This window comes from Flavobacterium sp. M31R6 (assembly GCF_013284035.1).
Lineage (GTDB): Bacteria > Bacteroidota > Bacteroidia > Flavobacteriales > Flavobacteriaceae > Flavobacterium.
Genome location: NZ_CP054141.1, coordinates 215,616 through 241,738, shown reverse-complemented (window position 1 = coordinate 241,738; position 26,123 = coordinate 215,616). Strand labels below are relative to the sequence as shown.

At 32.8% G+C, this 26,123-nt stretch carries 20 protein-coding genes; 6 read left to right on the top strand and 14 right to left on the bottom strand.

Going from position 1 to position 26,123, the window contains the following annotated elements; translation table 11 throughout:
* The first annotated feature begins 277 nt into the window (after window positions 1-277).
* Window positions 278-2,485 (top strand): TonB-dependent receptor, encoded by a 2,208-nt coding sequence (locus HQN62_RS01030; protein ID WP_173502984.1) that lies wholly within the window; start codon window positions 278-280, stop codon window positions 2,483-2,485.
* A 217-nt stretch (window positions 2,486-2,702) separates the two neighbouring features.
* On the opposite strand, the gene mtgA is transcribed toward HQN62_RS01030, so the two are convergent.
* Window positions 2,703-3,449, bottom strand: a complete 747-nt coding sequence (gene mtgA, locus HQN62_RS01025) for a monofunctional biosynthetic peptidoglycan transglycosylase (RefSeq protein ID WP_173502983.1) — start codon at window positions 3,447-3,449, stop codon at window positions 2,703-2,705.
* 3 nt (window positions 3,450-3,452) lie between these two features.
* Window positions 3,453-4,565 carry an NAD(P)/FAD-dependent oxidoreductase gene (locus tag HQN62_RS01020; protein WP_173502982.1) on the bottom strand — a complete coding sequence of 371 codons (1,113 nt, stop codon included), beginning with the start codon at window positions 4,563-4,565 and terminating at the stop codon, window positions 3,453-3,455.
* Between the two features lie 253 nt (window positions 4,566-4,818).
* Between HQN62_RS01020 and HQN62_RS01015 the strand changes: the two genes are divergently transcribed.
* From HQN62_RS01015 to HQN62_RS01005, 3 genes are all read left to right on the top strand, one after another.
* Window positions 4,819-5,232 (top strand): hypothetical protein, encoded by a 414-nt coding sequence (locus HQN62_RS01015; RefSeq protein ID WP_173502981.1) that lies wholly within the window; start codon window positions 4,819-4,821, stop codon window positions 5,230-5,232.
* A 125-nt stretch (window positions 5,233-5,357) separates the two neighbouring features.
* The gene (locus HQN62_RS01010; RefSeq protein ID WP_173502980.1) at window positions 5,358-7,286 is read left to right on the top strand and encodes a S9 family peptidase; all 1,929 of its coding nucleotides are present in this window, start codon (window positions 5,358-5,360) and stop codon (window positions 7,284-7,286) included.
* Between the two features lie 50 nt (window positions 7,287-7,336).
* Window positions 7,337-8,533, top strand: coding sequence for a C1 family peptidase (locus HQN62_RS01005; RefSeq protein WP_173502979.1), 1,197 nt, complete (start codon window positions 7,337-7,339; stop codon window positions 8,531-8,533).
* Between the two features lie 344 nt (window positions 8,534-8,877).
* On the opposite strand, the gene HQN62_RS01000 is transcribed toward HQN62_RS01005, so the two are convergent.
* From HQN62_RS01000 to pdxA, 9 genes are all read right to left on the bottom strand, one after another.
* Window positions 8,878-9,993, bottom strand: coding sequence for an alpha/beta hydrolase family protein (locus HQN62_RS01000; protein WP_173502978.1), 1,116 nt, complete (start codon window positions 9,991-9,993; stop codon window positions 8,878-8,880).
* A gap of 156 nt (window positions 9,994-10,149) precedes the next feature.
* Window positions 10,150-11,058, bottom strand: coding sequence for a helix-turn-helix domain-containing protein (locus HQN62_RS00995; protein ID WP_254454463.1), 909 nt, complete (start codon window positions 11,056-11,058; stop codon window positions 10,150-10,152).
* Window positions 11,059-11,517: 459 nt separating this feature from the next.
* Entirely contained in the window at window positions 11,518-12,018 is a 501-nt protein-coding gene (locus HQN62_RS00990; protein ID WP_173502976.1) for a hypothetical protein, read from the bottom strand.
* A 467-nt stretch (window positions 12,019-12,485) separates the two neighbouring features.
* Entirely contained in the window at window positions 12,486-13,832 is a 1,347-nt protein-coding gene (gene accC / locus HQN62_RS00985; protein ID WP_116796834.1) for an acetyl-CoA carboxylase biotin carboxylase subunit, read from the bottom strand.
* An 88-nt stretch (window positions 13,833-13,920) separates the two neighbouring features.
* Window positions 13,921-14,400 carry an acetyl-CoA carboxylase biotin carboxyl carrier protein gene (gene accB, locus HQN62_RS00980; protein ID WP_116796835.1) on the bottom strand — a complete coding sequence of 160 codons (480 nt, stop codon included), beginning with the start codon at window positions 14,398-14,400 and terminating at the stop codon, window positions 13,921-13,923.
* Between the two features lie 22 nt (window positions 14,401-14,422).
* The gene (locus tag HQN62_RS00975; RefSeq protein ID WP_116796836.1) at window positions 14,423-15,421 is read right to left on the bottom strand and encodes a beta-ketoacyl-ACP synthase III; all 999 of its coding nucleotides are present in this window, start codon (window positions 15,419-15,421) and stop codon (window positions 14,423-14,425) included.
* A gap of 172 nt (window positions 15,422-15,593) precedes the next feature.
* Window positions 15,594-15,791 carry a 50S ribosomal protein L32 gene (gene rpmF / locus HQN62_RS00970; RefSeq protein ID WP_100432852.1) on the bottom strand — a complete coding sequence of 66 codons (198 nt, stop codon included), beginning with the start codon at window positions 15,789-15,791 and terminating at the stop codon, window positions 15,594-15,596.
* A gap of 9 nt (window positions 15,792-15,800) precedes the next feature.
* Window positions 15,801-16,349 carry a YceD family protein gene (locus tag HQN62_RS00965; RefSeq protein WP_173502975.1) on the bottom strand — a complete coding sequence of 183 codons (549 nt, stop codon included), beginning with the start codon at window positions 16,347-16,349 and terminating at the stop codon, window positions 15,801-15,803.
* Between the two features lie 84 nt (window positions 16,350-16,433).
* The gene (gene pdxA, locus HQN62_RS00960; protein WP_173505492.1) at window positions 16,434-17,483 is read right to left on the bottom strand and encodes a 4-hydroxythreonine-4-phosphate dehydrogenase PdxA; all 1,050 of its coding nucleotides are present in this window, start codon (window positions 17,481-17,483) and stop codon (window positions 16,434-16,436) included.
* 58 nt (window positions 17,484-17,541) lie between these two features.
* Here pdxA and HQN62_RS00955 point away from each other — a divergent pair, with 58 nt between their 5' ends.
* Window positions 17,542-18,129 (top strand): riboflavin synthase, encoded by a 588-nt coding sequence (locus HQN62_RS00955; RefSeq protein WP_173502974.1) that lies wholly within the window; start codon window positions 17,542-17,544, stop codon window positions 18,127-18,129.
* 34 nt (window positions 18,130-18,163) lie between these two features.
* Here HQN62_RS00955 and HQN62_RS00950 read toward each other — a convergent pair whose 3' ends face one another.
* Window positions 18,164-18,370: a hypothetical protein gene (locus HQN62_RS00950; RefSeq protein ID WP_116796840.1), complete on the bottom strand. Its 207-nt coding sequence runs from the start codon at window positions 18,368-18,370 to the stop codon at window positions 18,164-18,166.
* Between the two features lie 592 nt (window positions 18,371-18,962).
* Between HQN62_RS00950 and HQN62_RS19055 the strand changes: the two genes are divergently transcribed.
* Window positions 18,963-20,189, top strand: a complete 1,227-nt coding sequence (locus HQN62_RS19055) for a site-specific integrase (RefSeq protein ID WP_173502973.1) — start codon at window positions 18,963-18,965, stop codon at window positions 20,187-20,189.
* Window positions 20,190-21,251: 1,062 nt separating this feature from the next.
* Here the strand turns inward: HQN62_RS19055 and HQN62_RS00940 are convergent.
* Window positions 21,252-22,148: an Abi family protein gene (locus HQN62_RS00940; protein ID WP_173502972.1), complete on the bottom strand. Its 897-nt coding sequence runs from the start codon at window positions 22,146-22,148 to the stop codon at window positions 21,252-21,254.
* 224 nt (window positions 22,149-22,372) lie between these two features.
* Window positions 22,373-26,059: a YobI family P-loop NTPase gene (locus tag HQN62_RS00935; protein ID WP_371811627.1), complete on the bottom strand. Its 3,687-nt coding sequence runs from the start codon at window positions 26,057-26,059 to the stop codon at window positions 22,373-22,375.
* Window positions 26,060-26,123: the final 64 nt, after the last annotated feature.

The following is a 26,123-nucleotide window of genomic DNA, read 5'->3' as shown; positions in this document are numbered from 1 at the left end:
AGTAAACATTGTTCCTGCTGTCCGCTATATTCCATCTCGTAGAAAAAACGAGCTGGAATGCCGCTTCCATCAGGGCTAAAGAGCCAGCATAGGCCATTTTTTGGAAATAATTTCAATATGAGCCTGGTTTTATTCGGGTTGTTCGTTTTTAAATCAAACATATTTAGAGCTTGCTTTCAAAAGAGATTTTGTCAGTAGTTCTATTATTCACAAAACATTTTCAATCATTAGTTGCCTTTTTGTAAAGGGCTTTGATTGGAACAATACAAACATTCAAATGAAAAGATATATAGTGGCTCTATTACTAGGGCTTACCACATTTTTACACGCACAAAACTCGATAAGTGGAAAGGTAACAGACTCCAAAAATAATCCTTTGGCAGGAGTTGTCGTTGATGCATCCGAATTGCATAAATCAACCAAAACTGATCAAAACGGTAAGTACACTTTAACCGAACTCCCAAGTGGAGATTTAACACTTGTGTTTTCATACGTAGGATTTTCAACCCAAGATAAAAAGATTGAAAAAGTTCAAAATGCCCCAACGCTTGATGTCGTTATGGACGAATTGGCTTTTCAGATGGATGAGGTTATTGTTTCAACTCCTTTTTCCAAATTGCAATCCCAAAATGTAATGAAAGTTGATCGCGAAAGTGTCAAATCAATGCAAGAAAAGGGGAGTGCTACTTTGATTGAAGGCTTGGCGACTATTCCAGGAGTTTCACAAGTTTCAACTGGGACGTCAATCGGGAAACCGGTAATTAGGGGATTGAGTGGCAACCGAGTTTTGGTCTATACACAAGGCGTTCGATTAGAAAATCAACAGTTTGGAGACGAACACGGCTTAGGATTGAACGATTCTGGGGTGGATAATGTTGAGGTCATTAAAGGTCCCGCATCTTTGCTTTATGGTTCGGATGCATTGGGAGGCGTTTTGTTTTTTAATCCCGAAAAATTTGCTTTGGCAAATACTTTTCAAGGGGATTTTGGGCAACGATTGTTTTCAAATACGCTTGGAGCGAGCACAACTTTAGGCTTGAAAACATCTACCGATAATTGGAAATATTTAATACGTGGCGCTTACAACACCCAATCCGATTATAAAATTCCAGATGGTGACCGTGTTACAAATACACGTTTTCAGGAAATGGATTTCAAGGCCGGAATAGGGTATAGCAATGCTAAGTTTTCTAGTATTTTCAGATACAATTACAATAATCTCGATGTTGGAATTCCCGAAGATGGAATTGCTGAGCAAACCACAACCAAGAAAACTACCTTTCCAAAACAAGGTGTTTTCAATAATTTGCTTTCTTTGAATAACACGCTGTTTTTTAGCGATTCAAAATTGGATGTAAATTTAGGTTATATCAAGAATGACCGAAGCGAATTTGAAGACAGTAACGTTGCGATTTTGCATATGATTTTAAACACATTTGATTATAATATCAAATACTATTTGCCAAAAATTGGAAAAGTAGAAAGCATTTTTGGTATCCAAGGAATGTCTCAGGAAAATAAAAATTTGGCTGATGAATTTTTAATTCCAAATGCAACAACAAATGATTTTGGAGTTTTTGGAACCGGGATTTACAATTGGGGTGTGAATTCATTGCAGGGAGGTCTTCGCTTTGATTACCGACACTTAGTTTCCGAAGAACACGGTATTGTTGGTGAGGAAGGATATTTTGAGGCACTCGATAAAAACTATGATAGCTTCAACGCTTCATTGGGTTACAAAACCTATTTTGCCAAGGATTTGTCTTTCCGATTGAATGCTGCAACAGGATTCAGGGCTCCAAATTTGGCTGAGCTGTCTTCGAATGGCGTTCACGAAGGAACTTTTCGTTATGAAATAGGGAATCCTGATTTAAAAACCGAGCAAAACCTTCAAACCGATTTGGATTTGGAATATAAAAGCACCCATTTTGAGTTTAGTGTGAGTGGTTTTTACAATCACATAAACGATTACATTTATTCGTCACCGTCTGGAGCAGAAATTGACGGGTTCAATGTATATAACTATATCCAAAATAATGCCAATTTATATGGAGGAGAAGTCGCTTTGCATATTCATCCGCACCCTTTGGATTGGTTGCATATTGAATCCAGTTTTGAAACCGTTACAGGGAAACTGCAAGATGGAGGTTACTTACCTCAAATTCCGGCAAACAATTGGGACAACACCATAAAAACCGATTTTAAACTTGGAAATTGGATTGAAGATGCTTTTGCCACTTTAAATGTTTCGACCACTTTCAGTCAAGAGAAAGTAAGTGGTTATGACATTTCCTCAGATGGTTATACCTTGGTGAATATGGGTTTTGGAGGTAAAGTAAAGTTGGGTAAAACCGCTTTTGACCTAAACTTAAATGGAAACAATTTGTTTAATAAAACTTATATTCCACATTTATCTCGTTTAGCCACTTCGGGAATACCCAATCTGGGAAGAAACTTTGTTTTAGGAGTTGCCTTTAAATTCTAAGATTTAAATTTTCTCAAAAGAATAAACCCCAATAACAAATTGTTATTGGGGTTTATTTTTTGAGGTAATGATGGCAAAAAAGCTAAATATCTCCCTTTAGCCCCGATTGAAGTAAAAATCCTTATAAGCCGGGGTTCGGCTTATAAGATTGAAACAGAAAGCGCGACGATGCTTCCAAAAATGCCAAATGTTTCTGCTCTCTTTAATTGAACTTGGGTTAATACTCAATCTTTCCGATATGCCTCATAATCCGAACAATTTTTGTCTTTCTATTGTTGATGTATGAGGAGGAACTTGTGGCTTTGTATTTTCTCGGATTGGGCAATATTGCAGCAATTCCGGCTGCTTGAACCATTGTTAAGCTTGAAGCATCTTTTCGATACCAATGTTCTGTTGCTGCATAAGCTCCATAAACGCCGTCACCCATTTCGATACTGTTGAGGTAAACTTCCATAATTCGTTTTTTGCCCCAAATAGCCTCAATTAAAACCGTGAAATAAGCTTCCAAACCTTTTCGGAGGTAGCTACGGCCTTGCCAAAGAAAAACATTTTTGGCTGTTTGTTGTGATATGGTGCTTCCGCCTTTTATCTTTCTACCTCTTTCATTGCTTTTGTATGCTTTTTGCATAGCAATAAAATCAAAGCCATTATGAGTCAGAAAAGTTCCATCTTCACTGGCAATCACAGCTTTTTGTAAATTCACGGAAATCTTTTCGATTGGTTCCCAATTATGGCTGAAATATATTTCTTTTCCAGCTGCTTTATTTTCAAAATAACGGATCACCATTAATGGGGTGAAAGGAACAGGTACAAATTTAAAAAGCACCACAAAAGAAATTGAAATCCCAAAAAACCACAACAAAGTTTTTAGTAGAAACCATTTTATTTTGGTCATAAAACTTTTGTTATGTTTTTTGGCAGGTGTTTTTTTTGTTGTTTTTTTGGGTGTTATTTTGGTTGCCATTTTTTATACTAAATCTGCGAGTTCGGTTCCTATTAAACTGCCTATTGCCACTCCCATTCCGCCTAGTCTAACGCCACAATACACGTTTTCAGAGAGTTGGGAAACAATAGGGTTTTTGCTGTTTCCAATGCCCATAATTCCACTCCAGCGGTGTTCAATTCGGACATCTTGATTGGGCAAAATTACTTTTTTTAATAAGTCTTCCAATTTTTTTTGTACAATTTCTGTTTGTCCAAATTCTGTAGTGGTTTCGGTTTCAAAATCCAGATTTCTACCGCCTCCAAGCAGTATACGATCACCAATATTTCTAAAATAATAGTAACCTCTATCTAGATGGAAAGTTCCTTTTATGTCTAAATTCGGAATAGGTTCTGTGATTAAAACCTGAGCTCTTGCTGGTTTTACTCCGCCTTTGGTTAGTTCATTGGCAAAACCATTGGTGGCAAACAATAATTTTTTGGTAGTAAAACTAAAATCGTCGAGTGCAACTTCAACACCATTTTCTTTATCTAAAAAAGAGGTAACGGTTTGTTGGTTCAGGATTAAAATATCTTTCTCATAGGCTTGTTTTAATAAGGCTTGCATCATGTTTCCAGTGTCAATTTGAGCTTCAAAAGGATTGAAAATCAAATATTCGTTGATGTCTCCGAAACCGAAACGATCAACTTCTTTGGCAAATACATCGGATTTGAAAAGTGGTTTTAAGATTTGATTTATAAACGACAACTTATTGGAACATTCGCTGAAACTGCTTTCATCATCCTTTAAAAACAACTCATAACCACCATAAGGTTTGAAATCTATTGTATTGTCGCCAAGACGTTTTCTCAATAATTGTAGGCCATTCCATCTTTTTTGGATGAGTTGGATAACTTCTTCCTCGGTATGTGTTTTTAAATCTTCGATGATTTCTGAAATACTGCCGAAGCAGGCAAATCCAGCATTTTTGGTACTGGCTCCTTGCGGTAACATTCCTTTTTCGAGTATCAATATTTTGCTGTCAGGGTGTTTTTCACGCAAACGCAAGCCAGCATGTAAACCCACAATACCACTGCCGACAATAGTGAAGTCTATATTAGTAAACCAATTTTTTAATTCCCAATAGCTTAGTTGCATTTGACTTTTTTTTATAAAATTAAATAAATTTTCTAGTTTTTGAATACTACTCTTTTGAATATGTTAGTCAATATGGATTATTTTTTTGAAATATTATTTTTAAGGTTAGCAATGTGTTAAGATTTCAAACAATAGGGGTTTGGCATCATAATTGTGTTGTAAAATTAGATATTAAAAAGGGGCATATTCTCTAGATTGTTAGAATAAACTATTGGCTAAGTCAAAATATAATAATAAAATTAAATAATTGGTTATGTTTGAAAATATAGATGAACTTATAGAAGTAAACTTGAAACTGCTATATACATCGAAATCTCAATTTATGATGCGAATCAATTTTAAGGACGAATGCGGTTTTAACTTAAAAAATTCCAAAGTCTTTGCAGAAATTTTAGACCATAAAGGCCTTGTCGTATTAGAAAAAGATCAAGGATTCCGCTGTGATTTGACTGATTTTGGTAAACAGATTTATGAGAGTGGGGGATGGAATAAATATCTGGAAACTGTTGAATCGTTTGCAAAATTTAAGAGCATTGTTAATATCGATTCACAAGTCAAAAAAATTGAACAGTCATTTCTGAAAAAAATAATGATTGCCAGTATCATCGTATTAGTGTTGTGTTTTTTTATCACGCTATTAACGGTTGAAATTTTTAAAACCACTTAGTTTTTTACAATTTTTTTCGGCACTAAAAGGAATCATTTTTTTAAGTTTTTTTTATGTGTCGCCATTTATTCTAATTGATGATTATAATGTTATATTTGAAAACTGAATATGTATTTTAAATAATTATGAGAAAAACAATCCTTTTAATGCTAACTATGATGAGTTTAACTGCAAGTGCTCAAAATGTAATGACTCCAGAATTACTGTGGAAATTAGGACGAATTACTCCTTTAGGAATTTCAAAAGACGGTAAAAATGTTGTTTACAAAGTGTCGACACCTTCAGTCGAAGAAAACAAATCTAGCTCCAAATATTATACTGTTTCGGTTAATGGTGGAACAGCTGTAGAAATTAAGGATACAAAAGATGTTTTGGGTGATAAAAATATTTCTCCTGATGGAAAATACGTAGTTTACAATCAAGAAGTAAAAATCGATAATGTTTTAGGTAAAGACTATTACCCTAATTTAGATAAATCCAACGTTCAAATTTATAATGGCCTTGATTATCGCCATTGGGATACTTGGAACGAAGGTAAATTCAATCACGTTTTTTACAAAGAAAATAAAGAAGGTGCGGAAGGAATTGATATTTTGAAGGGAGAAAACTTTGACAGTCCACAAAAACCTTTCGGTGGTGATGAAGATTACAATTGGTCTACAGACGGAAAAAGTATTGTGTATGTGAGCAAGAAAAAAGCGGGTACTCAATATGCACTTTCTACAGATACCAATATATATGAGTACAATCTTGAAACTGGAAAAACTATCAATAGAACTGAAGGGAACTTAGGATACGATACAGCTCCACAGTTTTCTCCTTCTGGTGATTTGACTTGGTTGCAAATGAAACGCGATGGTTATGAAGCGGATAAAAACGATTTAATTGTTAGTTTCAAAGGAATGAAAATGAACCTTACTGCCAATTGGGATGGAACAGTAAGTAGTTTCAAATGGAGTAATGATGAAAAAAAAATATATTTTATTGCCCCAATCGATGGAACATTACAGCTTTTTGAAGTTAATTTTCCTGGTTTGACAAAAATCGCTATCAATGTAAAACAAGTTACAAACGGTGATTTTGATGTGCACGATTTGGTTGGTTTTTCAGGAGAGGATATAATCGTTACTAGGACTGATATGAATCATGCTGCTGAAATTTTCTCATATAATTTGAAGAAAAACACTTGGAAACAATTGACCAATGTAAATACTGCGACTTATTCAACATTGGCATTGAGTAAAACCGAAAGACGTTACGTAACAACAACCGACGGAAAGAAAATGTTGGTTTGGGTAATTTTGCCTCCAAATTTTGATGCCACTAAAAAATATCCAACGCTGTTGTATTGTCAAGGTGGACCACAATCTCCTTTAACCCAATCGTATTCATTCCGTTGGAATTTCCAATTAATGGCTGCAAATGGATATGTAGTTGTAGCGCCAAACCGACGCGGAATGCAAGGTCACGGGGTAGAATGGAATGAGCAAATCAGTAAAGACTGGGGCGGACAAGTGATGGACGATTATCTTTCGGCTATTGATGATGTTGCCAAAGAAAACTATGTTGACAAAGCTCGTTTAGGTTGTGTTGGTGCTAGTTATGGTGGATATTCTGTATTTTATTTGGCAGGAATTCACAACAATAGATTCAAAACATTTATAGCTCATGATGGGGTTTTCAATACGCAAAGTATGTTTGGAACCACCGAAGAAGTTTTCTTCAACAACTGGGATTTTGGAGGAGCTTACTGGGAAAAAGACAATGCGGCTGCACAAAAAGCGTATACAAAATTCAATCCTATAAATAATGTTCAAAACTGGAACACACCAATCTTGATTATTCAAGGAGGAATTGATTACAGAGTACCTATTGGACAAGGTCAAGAAGCTTTTCAAGCGGCACAGATACGCGGAATAAAAAGTAGATTCCTTTATTTTCCAGAAGAAAACCACTGGGTTCTAAAACCTCAAAACGCTCTGGTGTGGCAAAAAGAGTTTTATAAATGGCTTAAAGAAACCTTATTAATTAATAATTCAGTAACAGAAATGTAACAAAATATGCTTTTTTGTTACATATTACAAAACCTTAACCAATTTTAAAGATGTATAAATTACCAATCAAATCGTTTCTTATCGCAACTACTTTAGTTGTTGGTATGAATACGATGACTGCTCAAGATGGATTAGTCAATTCATTGAAAGTAAATGTTAGCGAAAAAAGCGCTGAAAGTTTCAAGTTTACAGATGTAATTAATCTGGCTAATACTTCAATTAAAAATCAAGGGTCTTCAGGGACTTGTTGGAGTTATTCTACCAATTCCTTTTTAGAATCAGAAATGATTAGAATGGGAAAACAGCCCGTAGAATTATCACAAGTTTTCTCTGCTCGAAATGCTTATGTTGAAAAAGGTAAAAACTATGTGCGTATGCACGGAGCCGTAACATTGGGAGATGGCGGAGAATTGCACGACGTGACTAATATGTACAAGAAATATGGTGCTGTACCTCAAGAAGTTTATACTGGTCTGAACTATGGTACTTCAAAAAATAAGTTTGCTGAAATGGCCTCTTTGACTGAAGCTATGTTGGCAGCAGTTGTAAAAAATCCAAATGGGGAATTAACTCCTAATTGGGAAAAAGCATACGCTGCAGTAATTGATTCTTATTTGGGACAAGTTCCAGAGAATTTCACGTATAAAGGAAAAAGCTATACACCACAGACATTTGCTAAGGAAGTAGTGGGAATCAATCCAGACGAATATGTAGAATTTGCATCTTATGCTAACGTTCCGTTGTATACAAAAACGATGATGATGGTTCCTGACAACTGGTCATTTGATTTGGTTTACAATGTTAAGATGAATGATATGACTACTATCATTGATAATGCATTGAAAAATGGTTATACAGTAGCTTGGGCTTCAGATGTGAGTGAGAAAAGCTTTAGTTGGAAAAATGGGGTAGCTTATGTTCCAACCAAAAAGTATGAGGAAATGACTGCTGAAGAAAAAGAAAATATGTTCAACGGTCCAAAACAAGAATTGGAAATCACTGAAGAAATTCGTCAAAAAGCATTCGATAATTATCAAACTACAGATGATCACGCGATGCATATTGTAGGTATTGCCAAAGATCAAATGGGGAAAGAGTACTATATTGTAAAAAACTCTTGGGGAGCGACCAATGACTATAAAGGTTATTTGTATGTAACTAAGAATTTTGTAAAATACAAAACGACTTCATTGATGGTTAATAAAGGTGCTGTTCCATCTGATATTGCTAAGAAAATAGGAGCATAATTTTTGTCTCTTACAATTAAAAAAAACCTGTCAAGATCAATTCAAGACAGGCTTTTTTATTGGAATAAATCAGAGTTTGATTATGATTTGGAGCAGAAACATTTGGCTTTTTTGGAAGCATTAGTCCCGCTTTTCGTTACAATCTTATAAGCCGAACCCCAGCTCATAAGGATTTCCACTTCAATCGGGGCTAAGGAGAGAGATTTCGCTTTTTCGCAATGACACACAACGCTGATAGCGTGTATTTGCCACCCTAGCGATAGCGAACAGGCGAAGCAAATCATCCTTGATGCCAAATCTTCCTAAACCGCTATTGTATCCAGTACTTGATTTTTGTTTTTAATTTACAAAGTTTTTATACTCTTAAATATTTTATATTGTGTTTCTACAACTGATTGATTAAAACCATGAGCCGCTTTTGGTAACAAATAATATTCTTTTTTAGGTGCTTGAATTTTATCAAAATATTTTTTTGAGTTTTCTTTTGGCGTCATAATATCTTCATTGCCTTGTATTAGATATACCGGAATTTTAAATTCTAAATTATCTCTCATTAAGTTAATGGTTGTGATTATTGGTTGAATTCCTAATTTATCATCACCAACATAATTTACAAACGAATAATCGTCTCCATCTTCTCTGTTTTTATTGTCAATACTGTTGTCATAAGCTGGATCAAGCACAAACCAATTGTCTGGAGCAGGAGTTGAATTTGCTTTTTCATATTTCTTTAAAACTCTAAATAAGAAGCCTACATTTTTTGCTCTGTTATAAGGAGGTTTGCCAATAGAATTTAATATGTCAAGAGCTTCTTTGTCATTTCTGTCTTCAGCCATTTTATAAATTTTAGAATAAAATTCTAGATCAATACTAGGATTGACAATTTGAGAATGTCCAACATAAGCATAAAAAAGATCTGGTTGTTTTGTAACTATTTTTACTCCAAGAGCAGAACCCCATGATGTTCCGGCAAGAATGATTTTTTGTTTTCCTAAATGTTTCAAAAGATATTTTGAGACTTCAACTCCATCGCTAGTCATTTGTTCAAGCGTTAAAGGATTAGCTTTTAAATATTCCGGGGTTAATTCCTCAGGAGGTGTGTTGCGGCCATAAGTTCTTCCAGCTCCTCGTTGATCCCATTGGACAATGATAAAATCCTTTTCTAAATCTTTATATAAAACATCAATGTAAGGACTTATTGTACTTCCTGGCCCTCCGTGAATAAACAAAATAATAGGTTTTGAACGGTTCCCTTTTATGGTAACCCATTGTTCTATTCCATTTATTAAAACGTATTTTTCTTCAGAAATTTGATTTTTTAGGTCAGAATCTTTTAAGATAATTTCAGTTTGGGGATTTGCAGATGACAACCGAGTGTTACTGCCTTTTGTGTTTTCTTTTAATTGTGCTAAGGATAAAAAAGGGACAAGGAATAAAATAAATAAGGATGTAATTTTCATGATTTCAAATTTTTAATTGTTTGTGTTAATTTGAAACAAAATTGCATCATAAGCTTAACGTTGGCGACCGAATGAATAAAGTCGAACCAATTTGCTGTAATTAAATTGGTTCGACTTTATTTTAGTAACGTTCGCCTTTTTACAAAGCCTTTATAATTAGGAGTTTCTGAACTCTGTAGGTGTTTGATTGGTGTACTTTTTGAAAGCAGTATTAAAAGACGATTTCGAATTAAAACCCACTTCATAAAGAATTTCCAAAATAGTAAGCTTATTTTTAGACGGGTCTTTTAAAATTAGCATCGCTTTTTGTATTCGATATTCATTTATAAAGTCAAAAAAATGTTGATTCATATGATGATTAATCAAAACAGATAAATCACGAACAGGAATGTTAACTTGTTTAGCTAATTCTTGTATCGTTAATGAGGGCTCGAGAAACGGTTCGTTTTCTAAAACATACTTTTTTACAAGTTCGATTTGAGAAGCAATTTCTGCCGATTTTGGAGTCTCTACTAATTCTTTTTCTGTTGAAATAACTACTTCATTTACCAATAGCATATTTGAGTCAACACCTTTAAAAAGATCAGGATTGTTCAGGGCCTTTAATACAAACCAACAACTTATAAGTAGTGCAATAGTTCCAATAATTACATTTGATGAGTTAAGAAAGACATTGTAATCTGTATACCTTATTGCCGATTTGAATAAAACAATACAATGGGCAATTAGAAAAAATACGGTCATTTGAAATAACCATTTGTACGATGAGTTATTTGTATTGGTGTAATTCTCTAAGTAAATTTCTTTGTATTTTTTTAAAATTATAAATACCAAAACAATATAAAAAGCATATTGTAGTTCCCCTAATATATAAAAAAAACGTATTTCTAACATTTGCTTAAAGTGCTCATAAATATAGATGCTTTCGATGGAAGTTGCTAAATAAAGCCTTGGAATAAACATCAAATTTGCAATTACAAACGGAATTAATAGCGTTAAATGTTTTGGTTTTAATTGAAAATCTGAATGACAAACTGCTTTTACATACAAGTAGAATATTGGCATAATTAGCAAACTAGTTGTCATTCTAAAAAGCTCAAAATTTAAATTGGTCTCAAAATATTTTTCGGTAAAAAAGCTACTTAAATCAAATGCTGTAAGCAGAAGAAAACTTGCAAAAAATCTATTTGAAAGTTCATTTTTTGTTTTTACGGTTAACAAAAAAAAGGCAAGAAGTAGCATTATAAAAATGGTAATCGTACTAATATTGTTTAAAAAGGTGGGTTTATCCATTTAGTTTTTTTGTTGTGCCTATCATCACAATCTATAATTAAATTCGAAAATTGTTTCTGTAATAAAAATTTGTTATTCCTCTCATTTCGTATTGCCTATAGCAATTTGTTACTACAGCGGGTTTGGTGTTAAATTATGCCTATTATTCGGATTTGCCAAAACGTTCAAATACAAAACTAACTTTCCATTAAGCCAATTGCCCAAATCCGTTGTAATAGATGTTGTATGTAGTTATTTATTTAATTTATATAGATTTTCTAAAAAAATTATCTTTTCAACTTCACTCCAATTATTAGTATAAACAAGAAGATTTAAAAAATTATTTTTAGTCGAACCGAATAGAAATACATTATCGAGTTTCTTGTCATTATATTTCCAAATTATATATTCTAATTCAGTATTTTCTTTAATCTTTTCTGTTTTGAATTTATTCTCTTTATAATAGTCTGAATCCCATGTGTAAAACAATTTTACGTTTTCAAAATCTGATTCATTGCTTTTAAAAAAAGGATATGCTTTTTTAGGATTTTGAGCAATTGCTATAATTACTCCATCTTTGTTTTTTAGATAAGTTTGACCAGAGTCATCTGCTTTATTTAATTGCTCCCAATTTCCTGGAATTTTTACTTCCCCAGAATTTGTTTTTACTTTAGAGTAATCTATAATATCTTGGCAAAAAATAAAATTTGGCAAGCATAAAAGCATCATTAACATCAATTTTATTCTATTCATATTTTTGGTTTTATAATTACACACAATTAGTATATATAAGTAACAATAGTACATACCTACTCAAATTTAAGGAGCTTTGTCTGACAAACATACCGTTTATTTTTTTAATAGAATGGATTTCAAATCAATTCTGGTGTAATTTATTACTTCCGTTCGCGTCTTTTCTGTTTGGCATTAAAACCTTTCTTAATAATTGGCAAATCATACCTAACAGGTTAAAGAAAACGGGTTAGAATAACTAAACATCTAGTGTTTCGGTAATGCCGCGTGAAGGATAGTAGCAAGCTACCGAAGTAGCGCGGATAGCCTGACAGCAGCTAGAAAAAGGGCAATGACGACAAAGTATATAGCCCTTTTTCTAGATGGTGGCACGCCATAATACTTTTTAAAGAGAATTGTTCTGGTTGGTATAAGGCCAAAAAAAATCCCATTCTGTTGAGAGAATGGGATTGGATATTTGAATTAATTTATTCGGGGTCGTTCATTTTGAAATCGTCCATGAAGGCAGTGGTGTAATCCCCTGCGATGTATCTGGCATCATCCATCAACTGTCTGTGGAATGGAATGGTAGTTTTGATACCTTCGATTACGAATTCGTCTAATGCTCTTCTCATTTTACTGATAGCTTCTTCACGAGTTTGGGCTGTAGTAATTAATTTGGCAATCATCGAATCGTAATTTGGCGGAATCGTATAACCTGAATACACGTGTGTATCAAGACGTACTCCGTGACCACCTGGCATATGTAGCGTAGTGATTTTTCCTGGAGACGGTCTGAAGTCGTTATAAGGATCTTCAGCATTGATACGGCATTCGATAGCATGCAATTGTGGAAGATAGTTTCTACCGGAAATTGGCACACCGGCAGCTACTAGGATTTGCTCACGGATTAAGTCATAATCAACAACTTGTTCTGTAATAGGGTGCTCTACTTGGATACGAGTGTTCATTTCCATGAAGTAAAAGTTTCTGTGTTTGTCAACCAAAAATTCTACAGTTCCAGCACCTTCGTATTTTATGTATTCTGCTGCTTTTACAGCTGCTTCGCCCATTTTTGTACGCAATTCGTCGGTCATGAAAGGAGAAGGAGTTTCCTCGGTCAATTTTTGATGACGACGTTGAACAGAGCAGTCTCTTTCTGAAAGGTGACATGCTTTACCGTATGAATCACCAACAACTTGGATTTCGATATGACGTGGCTCTTCAATTAATTTTTCAAGGTACATTCCGTCGTTTCCGAAAGCGGCTGCTGATTCTTGACGCGCACCTTCCCATGCTTTTAGTAAATCTTCTGGAGCCCAAACAGCTCTCATTCCTTTACCTCCACCACCGGCAGTTGCTTTTAACATTACAGGATATCCAAATTTATTGGCTAATTCTGCTGCTTGTTCAAAAGATTCTAAGATTCCAACTGAACCTGGTACACAAGGAACTCCAGCTTCGATCATCGTGGCTTTTGCAGAAGCTTTATCACCCATTCTGTCAATCATTTCTGGAGATGCACCGATGAATTTTATATTGTGTTCTTGACAAATTTTAGAAAACTTTGCATTCTCAGAAAGGAATCCGTAACCAGGGTGAATTGCATCTGCGTTTGTGATTTCGGCAGCGGCAATAATATTGGACATCTTTAAATAAGATAGGTTACTTGGAGGTGGTCCGATACAAACGGCCTCATCAGCAAATTTCACGTGCAAGCTTTCGGCATCTGCAGTAGAATAAACAGCTACCGTTTTGATACCCATTTCTCTACAAGTTCGAATGACACGTAGTGCTATCTCTCCTCTATTTGCTATTAGTATTTTTTTAAACATCTTCTTGAAATTGTAAATTATAAATTATAAATTTTAAATTATTTGAATGAGATAAATTCATCATTCAAAATTCATCATTCAAAATTTCTTATGATGGATCTACTAAGAATAAAGGTTGGTCAAATTCTACTGGAGACATATCGTCTACCAATATTTTTACAATTTTACCAGATATTTCAGATTCAATTTCATTGAATAATTTCATCGCTTCAATAACACAAAGAACATCACCTTTAGCAATTGTTTTACCCACTTCAACAAACATTGGTTTGTCAGGAGAAGGCTTTCTGTAAAAAGTACCAATAATTGGTGATTTTATAGTAACATAATGTGCGTTTTCTACTACTGGAGCTTCTGGGGCAGCAGCAACAGGAGCTATTTGTTGTGGAGCGGCAGCTTGAGGAAGAGCGTTTTGTACAGGTAATTGTTGTACATAAGTTGCTTCGGTAACGTTTCCTTCTAAAGTAGTTCTGATGGTGATTTTAACATCATCCATTTCTAATTTTACTTCTGCAACACCTGAATTTGCTACAAATTTGATTAGATTTTGAATTTCTTTTAAATCCATAATTATTTCTTTTTAGTTTATTTTATTTTTTATCGTAAGCCCAAGTTAGGTAAATGGATCCCCAGGTAAAACCGCCGCCAAAAGCAGCGAAAATGATAGTGTCTCCTTTTTTGAAAACATGTTCAAAATCGTATAGTACTAAAGGTAATGTAGCCGAAGTTGTATTTCCATATTTTTCAATATTCATCAATACTTTGGCATCTTCTAAGTTCATTCGATGAGCTGTAGCGTCAATAATACGTTTGTTAGCTTGGTGTGGTACTAACCAATTCACATCTTCATTAGTCAAATTGTTTCTTTTAAGAATCAATTCACTTGCATCTGCCATATTGGTAACCGCATATTTAAAAACGGTTTTTCCATCTTGAATGATATTGTGCTTGTTGTCATTTACGGTTTCCATAGTTGTTGGAAGAAGGGAACCTCCAGCTGGAATTTTCAAGAAATCACGACCAACACCATCACTTCGTAAGTATTCATCTTGTAAGCCGTAACCTTCATAATTTGGTTCAAACAAAACAGCTCCTGCGCCATCTCCAAAAATAATGCAAGTTGCTCTGTCTTTATAATCTACAATTGAAGACATTTTATCGGCACCTATAAGTAGCACTTTTTTGTATCTTCCAGATTGGATATAAGCAGCTGCTGTTGACATTCCGTAAAGGAAACTAGAACAAGCGGCTTGTAAGTCATAAGCGAATGCATTTGTTGCTCCAATTGCGGTTGCTACATATACACCTGTAGAGGCTACTGGCATGTCTGCAGTTGCAGTTGCCATTAAAATTAAATCTATCTCGAGAGGGTCAATGTTTGCTTTTGCTATTAAATCTTCTGCAGCTTTTATAGCAAGAAAAGAAGTTCCTTTATCGGCATCTTTCAGTATTCTTCTTTCTTTAATTCCGGTGCGTGTGGTTATCCATTCATCATTTGTATCGACCATAGTTTCGAGAACTTTGTTTGAAAGAACAAAGTCCGGAACATAACCACCAACTGCGGTAATTGCGGCTGTAATTGTACTCATTATATGCGATTATTTATTGCCAAATGTTGCCATTTGCAAAATTTTTAAAAGTCTCTAAAATTACAATAAAAAAACTAAACTAATAGTTTTAAGTTTTCTTATTTAAGGAAATTATAAACAACAAAAAAAACTCTCACGAAGTGAGAGTTCCAGTATTATTTACAAAAACGTATTAAGCAAGAGCTACGACAGATTTATCGATAACAACTTGTCCTCTGTAGTACATTTTTCCTTCATGCCAGTAAGCTCTGTGGTATAAATGTGCTTCTCCAGTAATTGGACATGTGGCGATTTGAGCTACAGTAGCTTTGTAATGTGTTCTTCTTTTGTCTCTTCTAGTTTTCGAGATTTTTCTCTTTGGATGTGCCATTTTACTATATTATTTATCCGTTAATAGTTGCTTTAATTTGTCCCAACGTGGGTCTATATTCTCTTCTTTTTCTTCTTCTTTTTCTTTCTTCTGCTCTTTAATTGTCAATTCTTTCAGTTTCGTCAAAGCTTCTGTGTTTAAACTGCCATCCTTTATTCCTGGATGCACCCTTCTTAAGGGTACTGAAAGTACAATCATCTCATATATATATTGAGTGATGTCTATTTCAAATTCTCCGAAAGGCAATATTAACAACTCTTCATTGTCATTATTATAACTATCTCCAAATCGAACAATTAATTTTATTTTACCTTTAATTGGTAAATCAAAATCTTCGTTTGTAAGATCGCAAGGTACGTTGACGGTTCCTTGATGTTTGAAGCTAATCTCTAATAAGTTGCTTTTTTTGTCTAAAACTACATTTACTTTGATATCTGAATTTTGAAATTCGTTATAATCAAAGATTTCAAAGAACGCATTATTAATTTGATACTCAAATTTGTGTTTCCCTAGCTTCAATCCTACGAAAGGAATTACATATTCTTTTGTCTTGCTCATTTCAACAACAATTTGCCCTAAACTTCGGGAGTGCAAAGATATAAAATAATTGGAAATCTAATAATGTTATTCACCTTTTTTTGTTTATAACTGTTTTTCTTTTGTTTTTAAAGGCTTCTCGCTGATTTCCGCGTATTGATTTCTTGAATTATACACATCAATAGCAAGATAAACAGCCTCTTTGAAAGAATTATAGTCGGCTATATTTTTTCCGGCAATATCATAAGCAGTTCCATGATCTGGGGAAGTTCTTATTTTGTTCAACCCAGCGGTATAGTTTACTCCATTACCAAATGATAATGTTTTGAAAGGTATTAAGCCTTGATCGTGATAGGTTGCAATAACAGCATCATATTTTTCATATTGATTGCTGCCGAAGAAACCGTCTGCCGGGAAAGGGCCAAAAACTAAAGTTCCTTTTTCGAATAATTTTTTCAATGCGGGTTTCAATACAGTGTCATCTTCGGTTCCAATAACTCCGCCATCTCCGCAATGTGGATTAAGTCCCAATACGGCAATTTTGGGTTTGTTGATGCTAAAATCCTGAATCAAAGTTCGATTGATGGTTTCGATTTTCTTAAAGATTAACTCTTCGGTTAAATGTGAAGCCACTTCATTAATAGGAATGTGATCTGTTAATAAACCAACTCTTAGGTTGTCTTGCACCATTAACATTAGGGCATCACCTTCTAGTTCTTGGTTTAAATAATCAGTATGTCCTGGGAATTTGAACTCTTCTGATTGAATGTTGTATTTATTTATAGGTGCTGTGACCAATACGTCTATAACGCCTTCTTTTAGTGCTTTGGTGGCGGCTACGAATGATTTTATAGCATATTCACCTACTTTTTCATCATTTGTTCCAAGGTTTAAATCAATTCCTTCTCTCCAAAGATTGAAGACGTTGACTTTGCCGATCACAATTTGATCCAATTTGTCGATACCGTGTAAGGCGACAGTGGATTCAAAATTCTTTCTGACGAACGAAAGTATCTTTACGTTGGCAAAGATAACAGGAGTGCATAATTCTAACATGCGAGAGTCTTCGAATGTTTTTAGAATGACTTCGCTTCCAATACCGTTTAAATCTCCTATTGAAATTCCTACGATTATATTTTCTGCTTTTTTCATAATGTCCTCTAGTTATTTATTGCTAATTTTGAAGTGCAAATTTAGTAAAATAAAATAAGAAATGTTTACAGGAATTATTGAAACACTTGGGATTGTCCAAGAAGTTAAAAAAGAGCAGGATAATATTCATGTTACTGTTGAATCTTCGATAACGGGAGAGTTGAAAATCGATCAGAGTGTTGCTCATAACGGAATATGCTTAACAGTGGTTGCCATAGAAGGGCATCATTATACGGTTACTGCAATAGGGGAAACTATAAATAAGACCAATATTTCAAGTTGGAAGGTAGGGGACAGTGTTAATCTGGAAAGAGCGATGAAATTAGGGGATCGCCTGGATGGGCATATTGTACAAGGTCATGTCGACCAGATAGGTACTTGTGTTTTGGTTAAAGAAACTAATGGAAGTTGGTTTTATACCTTTGAGTATGATTCTGCTTTGCAAAATATTACAATAGAAAAAGGTTCTATTACAGTAAATGGGGTTAGCTTGACTGTAGTGGATTCAGGTAAAAGTAATTTTAGCGTAGCAATTATACCTTATACACACGAACATACTAATTTTAATTCGTTTGTTGTTGGAACCAAAGTAAATTTGGAATTTGATGTAATTGGGAAGTATGTTTCCAGGTTATATGGGAATAAATAAACTGCAATTTAGCTGGTATAAAAAAAGCGTCAATTTAAATTGACGCTTTTTTGTTTTGAATGTGTTTGTAAATGATATAGAAACCAAATAGCAAGGCTATAAATAGTAAAATATTGATATTTTCATTAATTGGTAAATCTGGTGGGATTTCTTCTGGAGGAGGTGGGTCATCGCAATATCCGCTTACTCCTGTAAGGAGGAGTAAAATGCAGAGTAAAAATTTATTTTTGATAATTTTCATAAATTTATATAAAGTAATAAATCATTTTTATTAAATAATAAAAGAACTTTTTTGATTTAAAACTCCTAACACTATATAAATAATTTAATGCCGCGAAGTTATAGATATATTTTTTGAGAGACAAACGATAATTCTATAAAATGATACTTTTGACGTTAAAATTAACTTTATTAAGCTAAAGTTAATCTAATACTTACAAGAAAACAAGGTAGATCTTGTTTGTAACCTTGGGGTGATTACTACAACTAAGTTACTGTTTTTTTTGTACTTATGATATTTTCTAGTCAGGATTACGATGAATTGTATGTTTTTGTGGTTAAAGTGTATAAGAGAAGACTCTTTGTGGATTCTAAAAAAAAATAAACCCCTCAATATCAATCGATATGAGGGGTTTTTTGTGGTCCCACCTGGGCTCGAACCAGGGACCACCTGATTATGAGATAGACTATTATTGTTTGTATTTAATTGCATTTAGCTTCAAAGCTACTGTATTATAGCTATTTATCATTTTTAAAAAATATTTTTGTTTCATCCTACTTCACAATATGTATGCATTTGTTGTACGTATGTTGAACTTTTAAAAATATTAAAAATGAAAGCTAGTGTAAAAATCATCCTAAAAAAAACAATGCTTAATGATGGCACTTTTCCAATTAATTTAAGAATAACGATAAACAGAAAATCGAAATTCTACAAAACCCCTTACAATGTATTACCAAAATTTTGGAACAACAAAGCAAATGAATTTACATCTAAATTCCCAAATTATTTGCAATGTAATCGAATATTAAATTCGATAAAACAAGATGCTTCCAAAATATTAAATAAAATGATTGAGGAAGGTCATAGCTATTCTCTTGAATCATTTGACTCTTTATTTAGACCTGAAGAAGTTAAAAAACTAAGCTTTATCGCTTATTTTGAGGAGAGAAAACTTCAATTAAAAGAATCTGGAAAAATAAGTTCAAGCTGTTCCTATCGTGACACCATTTCTGCTCTTATGAGATTTAGATCAACAATTATAACTTACGATTTTACAAAAATTAATTACGATTTTCTAATAGCTTTTGAATCTCATTTACGAGCTCATGACTGTAACGATGGTGGTATTGGCGTATATATGCGCAATATTAGAGCAATATATAACTCAGCAATAAAATCTAAAATTGTTTCTAGTGAATTTTATCCTTTTAAAGATTATATAATTTCAAAATTGAAATCCAGTAAAGTAAAGAAGGCTTTAAGTAAACAAGATTTACAACTATTACTGGACTATGACATATCTGAAAACAAAGAGGGTGCGAAAGCATTGTATGCTTATCTATTTAGTTTTTACTGCCGAGGCATGAATTTCACAGATGTAGCTGAGTTAAAATGGGAAGATGTTGATTTAAGCAGTTTTTCGTATATTAGAAATAAAACGCAAGTAAAATTAAATGTAAAAATTCCAAATAATAATTATACGAAAACTATTCTAAACTACTTTAAAATTTATCGACCATTTGATACCGATTATATTTTCCCAATTTTAGACAAAGATGAAAAGCTATACACAAAAGAAGAATTGAGAGATAGAAAAAAAAGTGTTTTAAATTATTATGGAAAACTTCTCAACATTATTGCACTCCAATGTGGTATTAAAAACAAAGTGACTTTTTATACTGCTAGACACACCTTCGCAACAATATCTTTAAAAAAAGGTATCAATACCGTTATGATTAAGCAAGCCTTAGGACATCAATCTATTAAAACAACTGAAACTTATTTGGAAGATTTCAACACTACAGATTTAGATTTCGCCTTTGAGAACTTAATCTAAAATTATTTCAACTTTATAATACAAAAACTTCATTTTTTACGAATGTAAATGTAGTTTCTGATAAATTTACTTTTTTATAATCAGAAGGATTATCGATCCACGGTTTTTTCCTTTATAATTTTCACAAAGAAAAAAAGAAAAAAAAGAAAGTCCTCGCATTAGTGGAGGTTTCAAAATAAGTCAAGTTTTTTTTGAAAAAATACTACCTCAACAGTTTTTAAGAATCGGAAGTGTCATAGTATAATCGGCTGTTGATATGGAAATGTGAGGGTGGAGATTTTTTCAAAAACCCGGAGGGCTTGAACTTTACTTTTTGAAACCGGAACTTAGCTTTACTTTCTTTTTTTATTTTTTTTAGCACGATGCTCTTGATTTACTTTTTCGGGAAAGTTCTCCTGTAATCGGCGATTAACACCCCCAAGCACCGCAAGAAGCAAGAAAAGTGACGCCCCTTCTTCGTGGCAAGGAACTTTTTTTGCGGATGAGGAGCGCAGTGGCGGGGTTGCGGCAATCGAACTGCCACCATAGATGCGGAAGTACAGCGGAGGCACGGAGCGAAACGTAGCGGGTATGAGCGTGAAACGGCGGGGTAACTATAAAATCAGTCCCGCTTTTTCTGCGGGGAGTTCCTTATTCAAGTGCAAAGTGATAACGGCGCAAACTCCGATGGCTGTGCGAAGGAGCAACCGCCGAAAAAACTAGGGGCGACAGACATGAATACTGTCCCACTTTTTCTGTGGGACTGTATTGTGGATGTGATAGCCCCGCCGAACGCAGGAAGAGAGCGTGTGGAGATGAGGGCGAGGAAGCATAGTGGTGGCCTGCCCTTTTTCAGGGCTGGCCGACGCTATGCTGACGAGCGGACTGTGGAATGGAGGGAGGAGGCTTTTTCTACCGACGACCGACTGGAACAGCCGAACGGAACAAAGCAAACGACTGGAGTGAGACCGCTTGATTGCCCGTGATGTTTAACGTGATGATGTTATAGCATTCTACATTCCATTGAAATTTTGGAATTGTATAACAAACGACTATTTTATGTGCTGATTGAGGTATTCTCTATTATACCCATATTGGTTGCGTTCGCCAATTTTCCGGGAAACCCATTTTGTGTACAGGAACGTTTGGATACTCATCTAATAAACTATAGAACTTACCTTTGATAGAACTATTTGGACTAACATTTTCTAATGTATAAACTACTAGTGAAAATAAAGGAAATAATTTAGCTCTTTGATTTTCGTCTGGAATATAAGTGATAGGATTTTTTTTTAAATTTTTTGGCCACAAATATTTAATTGTAATATTATTATTCCATAACCTGGAATGATGCGCTATTACATTTCTTATTACTGTAGTTGCTTCTAGAAAACTTGAAAAATCGCTGTGAGAATTAAACCCAAATTGTAAAGCAATTGTGGATTTTTCTGGTAATTGATGGTTTAGGTTTTTATATATTTTAGATAATGACCCCATTGATGCGACCTCCAATGCTTTCCATGCTTCGGGTAATTCATTTTTGTGCTTACTTTTATGCTCTATTATAAATTGTTCTTTACTTCTTGTAATTTCATTACTTAAATGACCAGCTATTGACATTTGATTTATTCCGTCTGTAAAAATGGAATAATCTAAATACCATAATGGGCCATAAGTCAGTGATAAATGATAAATTAATTTTGTTCTCAAAGCCACTTCAATCCTTTCTATTGCATCAAACATCAGTAGACGTAAATGTCTGTCGAAATTATATAAATCTATAACTTCTTCAAAGTAACTGTTATCGTCAAATTTGTGTTGTACTTTATTAGATTGCATTTCCCACCAATATCCTTTTAAACGATAATAACTAATGTTTTCAAGGAAATGAGGCACTAATTCTTCATTATGAAATAACAAACCTCTTTGTCTTAATAATTCAATTTGTTCCGTTACTGTTTTTGGATCTTTGTTAGCCATGTAGTTATAAAAAAAAAGACCAGAAGGCTGTTCTTACGGGAAGCGCTACTGGTACGATTGGGACAAATATATACAGAAGCATATTATTACGCAAACTTTTTAACAATTAATCGTATTTATCAACAATATCATAGTGTCAGAGCTTATTCGTATCTCTTTAAAAAATATGGTTTTGTTAAAACAAAAAAATCCGAAGTCGTGAGACTTCGGAAATATGGTTTCATTTATATTTTAGATACTTTTTTTGAGCTTGTTTGAATAAATCTATTATTATCTATAATTTCAAAATTTCTAATGAAAATACCTCTCATTTTTGTTACAAAATCAAGATTATAACTATTATTATTAAATTGAGGCCTCTTCCCTTTTGTTATTTTTGAGTACGGTTCACCAAGTAATTCAATGATATTTTCTAATTCAGATCCGTCATAATCGATATAGTATAAATTAAACAACTTTACTTTGTCTTCGATCGATTGGCTTTGTGTAAGTAACACTTTTAATAGCTCTATGCTTACTTGTGTTTTCGGGTTTTGCGACAATAAATGACTAACTTTTATAGCAATGCTTTGATTTTCCATAAGTATGGACTCTGGAGTGTTATCTATTACCGCTATTTTTTGTTTAGAATCAAATATTTCAGAATCGATTAATTTTATAATAATCGAAGAGTCTAAAGTATAATCTCCCACATTATTTATGAATTCATCCTTATTCTTTTCTAGTAATGAAATAAGTAGCTCGGGGAAGCTTTCGCTGATTGATTTACAAACTGTTTTGTTTAAACGAATTGTTCTGTTTTGGATCAACAATTTCATTTTATCATTAGAGATTGTCTTAAATTTTTCTATCCCCTCGTAGAAATATGGCGATGACGAAATTAATTTTGCAAAACTTTCTGTTTTCAAATCACTCGTAAATAATTCAATAAGAAAATCTTTAACAAAAGGAGAGTTTTCTTCATCAAAGTTTTTATTTATTTTGGTTTTGCTTAATTTATCATAATGTTTTTCATTATTCAAATAATCGTTTAAAGTGACATCATATTCTTTTTTCTCTTTATAGTAATACAACAAGTTTTCCCAAGTAACAGCAATTTTATCGTCTTGCAATAATTCAGTCCATAAGTTGACTTCATTAATTTTAGAAATATCTCGTATTGGAGTCTGATTTTTATTAATGATTTCAATTAATAATTCTAGTTCGAAAACCTCATAATTATCATTCAGTAAATCAATAATAACTTCTTCAGATTCGTTACAATTGTTTTCTAATTTTAAGAAAATCGTTTTAATGTAAAATTCAATATTTAAGTTGACATATTGAATTAATTTTGTAGCACCCGAATTTTTTATTGTTGTATAATTGGCTGTTTTTAACAATTCCAAATCAATTGCATTTGTCGCATATCGATTTATAATCAATTCAATCATTTTTTCATTTATCTGATAATAACTATTATTATAAATGAAGTCAGAGATTTCTTTATTAGAGATTTCTTTAAGATTTCCAAACTTTACATTTTCCGCAGAAATAAATTCAATTAATTTGATTTTATTATCCTCAAAATAAGCAACATCTTCTAATTCCGATAAAAATATTGGTATTTGTTTCTCAACATCAAATCGATTAATAAATTCTTTTACCTTTTTGTTGCCAGCACAAGAAAACAATAAATTCAGATAAAATTTCAGTTTTTCAAGAGTATATATAGGTAAAATTTGGGACCAAAAACCTGACTCTCTGTTTATTTCCCATTGAGAATTTAGCCCGATTATAAAATCTTTTATATTTTTTTCTTCTCCGTAATTAATATAATCATCAATGAACTGATGAGGAGTATTGATGATTATTAATTTTAAAACTCTTCGTAGTTCATCACTTGTTTTTTCCCGCCTATTTTTGATTAAATAATCTAAAAGCGAATAATTTAAAATTTGTATTCTATCAAAGTAATCGGGAATATCTTTTAGTTTTAAAAATAAATTATCCAGTTCGTCTAATTTATGGCTAAAGGGTTGAACGGTTCCATTAGTAAAACATAATAAAAAGTCGTGATCATTTTTACTAATACTTCCAGCATAGAAATGAGATATATAATGCAAATAACTCTCATCAATGTGACCGTTTCTCAAAAGATAATTGACCAGGTTTTGATTTTGTAAGGAATTATTTTTTAAAACATGCGAAAGATAATTTTTAGAATTTTCGGTTTTTAAAATTTGAAATAAATTTTTTGATTTTAGATTTTCTTTTTCTTTTTTTAATTTATCTAATTCTGTTTTTATTTCATTTAAACGCTCAGATTGTTTATTTTGAACTGTTTTTAAACGTTCATTATAGTTGCCGATTTCACCTTCTAATTGGTTAAAAGAAATATTACTATTGTTGGTCTGCAATCCACCATAATCACCAGTGTAATAATAAACTACATTTGAACTTTTTAAGAATAGTTCAAAGTTTATGTCTTCTATTAAATCGTTTATGCGACATTGTTTGCCATTTATGTAGAGGCAGAGAATGTTTTGATTTTGCGGTATCTTTTTATAAAACTCAAGTATATATAAACTTCTAAGTTCTTTTATATTATTTAAAGCTTCATAATTTGTGGTTTTTAATTTTTCATCTAATGCAGTTATATCAGTGCCAATTTTGTTAATTGAAGACCTAATTAAAAGATGAGTTTTATTAAAAGCACTGTAAACAAAACCTTCCTGATTGTTTAGTTTATCGAAGTCGGTAGGTTCAATGTTTTTATAAATCATCATAGCCAAAAGTTTTCTTTTGTCTAAATCTGTACCAATAATCTTTTTATACATTTTATATTCGTTGACAATAGAAATCAACGTTCTTTTGTCTGATAAATAAAGAGACACTTCGTCTATAAAAGACTTTTCAATCTTGTCTTCTTTAATATCAATTTTGTTTAATAATTCTGTACCAGAATTACTGTAATTTATAACTGGGATTACCGGAATAATAAAATCAAAGAATTTGGTTCTTTCATCTTTTTTGAAAGTGTCATCTTGAACAGCATAAACAAAAGTCACTTTTCTGTCCTTTTTTATAGGTTCATAATTGTTTATCAAAAAATTTATTTCACGGAGTTTGATAAAAATGCTCGTATTTCCAAATCGATCCAAATCTTCTAAGAACACAATATCAACAATATTCCTCTCAAAAAAATACAAAATTTCATCTATTTCATTTTCAAAATCTTTACTTTTTTTAGTATCTGCATTTTCAATCTCTGCACTCTGAAAACTAAGTTTTGTCAATTTAAAATTCAAAACAAATCCCATCATTTTATACAGCAAAAATGCAATTCCACCAATTAAATAAAAGAAATAAAATATTGTTGCTACCTTACTATAATAATTCACATTAAATAGCTCAGTAATTTTATTCAGAGATTCTATTTCTAAAAAATGCGCAAGAGAAGTAAGCCATAACAAAAAAGCAAACGCCTTCCAACCAATATATTTGTGGTTTTCAATACGTTTAAATCGTGATTCGGGTATTTTATTTTGTTCGACTTTGTAAAACAACTGTTTTAGAATGCAAAATTCAATTTCTTTATTATTGGGCACATTCTCATCAAATGTTGCTAAAGAAATATTCAAACATTTATAGTGAGAATATTTATATTCAAAAGTCTTTATAATAGAGCTTTTTCCGGAACCATAAGCACCTGACAGAGCAACGTTTTTGATATTTGGATTGTCAATTGAATACTTTAAACTTTCGCTGTATTTATCTTGATTTCCTCGAAGTCTTTTAGGAGCAAAGTCTTGCAAACCTTGCTTGTTATCGAATTTATGAATCCCATTAAGTTTTCTATAGCACTTGGTTAATAAATGAATGATACAGAAGAGCCATTCTCTTATTTTTAGCAGTAACTTTCTTTTCATATTCTTTTTATAATTTTGGAAAACTTGTTTATATACTTACACAAAGAATGTGTTTAAAAGATAT

Coding starts and splice junctions, on each gene's coding strand:
- HQN62_RS00940 (WP_173502972.1), bottom strand. CDS start 22,148: ATGGCTAACAAAGATCCAAAAACAGTAACGGAACAAATTGAATTATTA.
- mtgA (WP_173502983.1), bottom strand. CDS start 3,449: ATGGCAACCAAAATAACACCCAAAAAAACAACAAAAAAAACACCTGCC.
- HQN62_RS19055 (WP_173502973.1), top strand. CDS start 18,963: ATGAAAGCTAGTGTAAAAATCATCCTAAAAAAAACAATGCTTAATGAT.
- HQN62_RS00975 (WP_116796836.1), bottom strand. CDS start 15,421: ATGAGTACAATTACAGCCGCAATTACCGCAGTTGGTGGTTATGTTCCG.
- HQN62_RS01010 (WP_173502980.1), top strand. CDS start 5,358: ATGAGAAAAACAATCCTTTTAATGCTAACTATGATGAGTTTAACTGCA.
- HQN62_RS00955 (WP_173502974.1), top strand. CDS start 17,542: ATGTTTACAGGAATTATTGAAACACTTGGGATTGTCCAAGAAGTTAAA.
- rpmF (WP_100432852.1), bottom strand. CDS start 15,791: ATGGCACATCCAAAGAGAAAAATCTCGAAAACTAGAAGAGACAAAAGA.
- HQN62_RS01005 (WP_173502979.1), top strand. CDS start 7,337: ATGTATAAATTACCAATCAAATCGTTTCTTATCGCAACTACTTTAGTT.
- HQN62_RS01000 (WP_173502978.1), bottom strand. CDS start 9,993: ATGAAAATTACATCCTTATTTATTTTATTCCTTGTCCCTTTTTTATCC.
- HQN62_RS01030 (WP_173502984.1), top strand. CDS start 278: ATGAAAAGATATATAGTGGCTCTATTACTAGGGCTTACCACATTTTTA.
- HQN62_RS00965 (WP_173502975.1), bottom strand. CDS start 16,349: ATGAGCAAGACAAAAGAATATGTAATTCCTTTCGTAGGATTGAAGCTA.
- accC (WP_116796834.1), bottom strand. CDS start 13,832: ATGTTTAAAAAAATACTAATAGCAAATAGAGGAGAGATAGCACTACGT.
- HQN62_RS00995 (WP_254454463.1), bottom strand. CDS start 11,058: ATGCCAATATTCTACTTGTATGTAAAAGCAGTTTGTCATTCAGATTTT.
- HQN62_RS01020 (WP_173502982.1), bottom strand. CDS start 4,565: ATGCAACTAAGCTATTGGGAATTAAAAAATTGGTTTACTAATATAGAC.
- HQN62_RS00990 (WP_173502976.1), bottom strand. CDS start 12,018: ATGAATAGAATAAAATTGATGTTAATGATGCTTTTATGCTTGCCAAAT.
- HQN62_RS00950 (WP_116796840.1), bottom strand. CDS start 18,370: ATGAAAATTATCAAAAATAAATTTTTACTCTGCATTTTACTCCTCCTT.
- HQN62_RS00935 (WP_371811627.1), bottom strand. CDS start 26,059: ATGAAAAGAAAGTTACTGCTAAAAATAAGAGAATGGCTCTTCTGTATC.
- HQN62_RS01015 (WP_173502981.1), top strand. CDS start 4,819: ATGTTTGAAAATATAGATGAACTTATAGAAGTAAACTTGAAACTGCTA.
- accB (WP_116796835.1), bottom strand. CDS start 14,400: ATGGATTTAAAAGAAATTCAAAATCTAATCAAATTTGTAGCAAATTCA.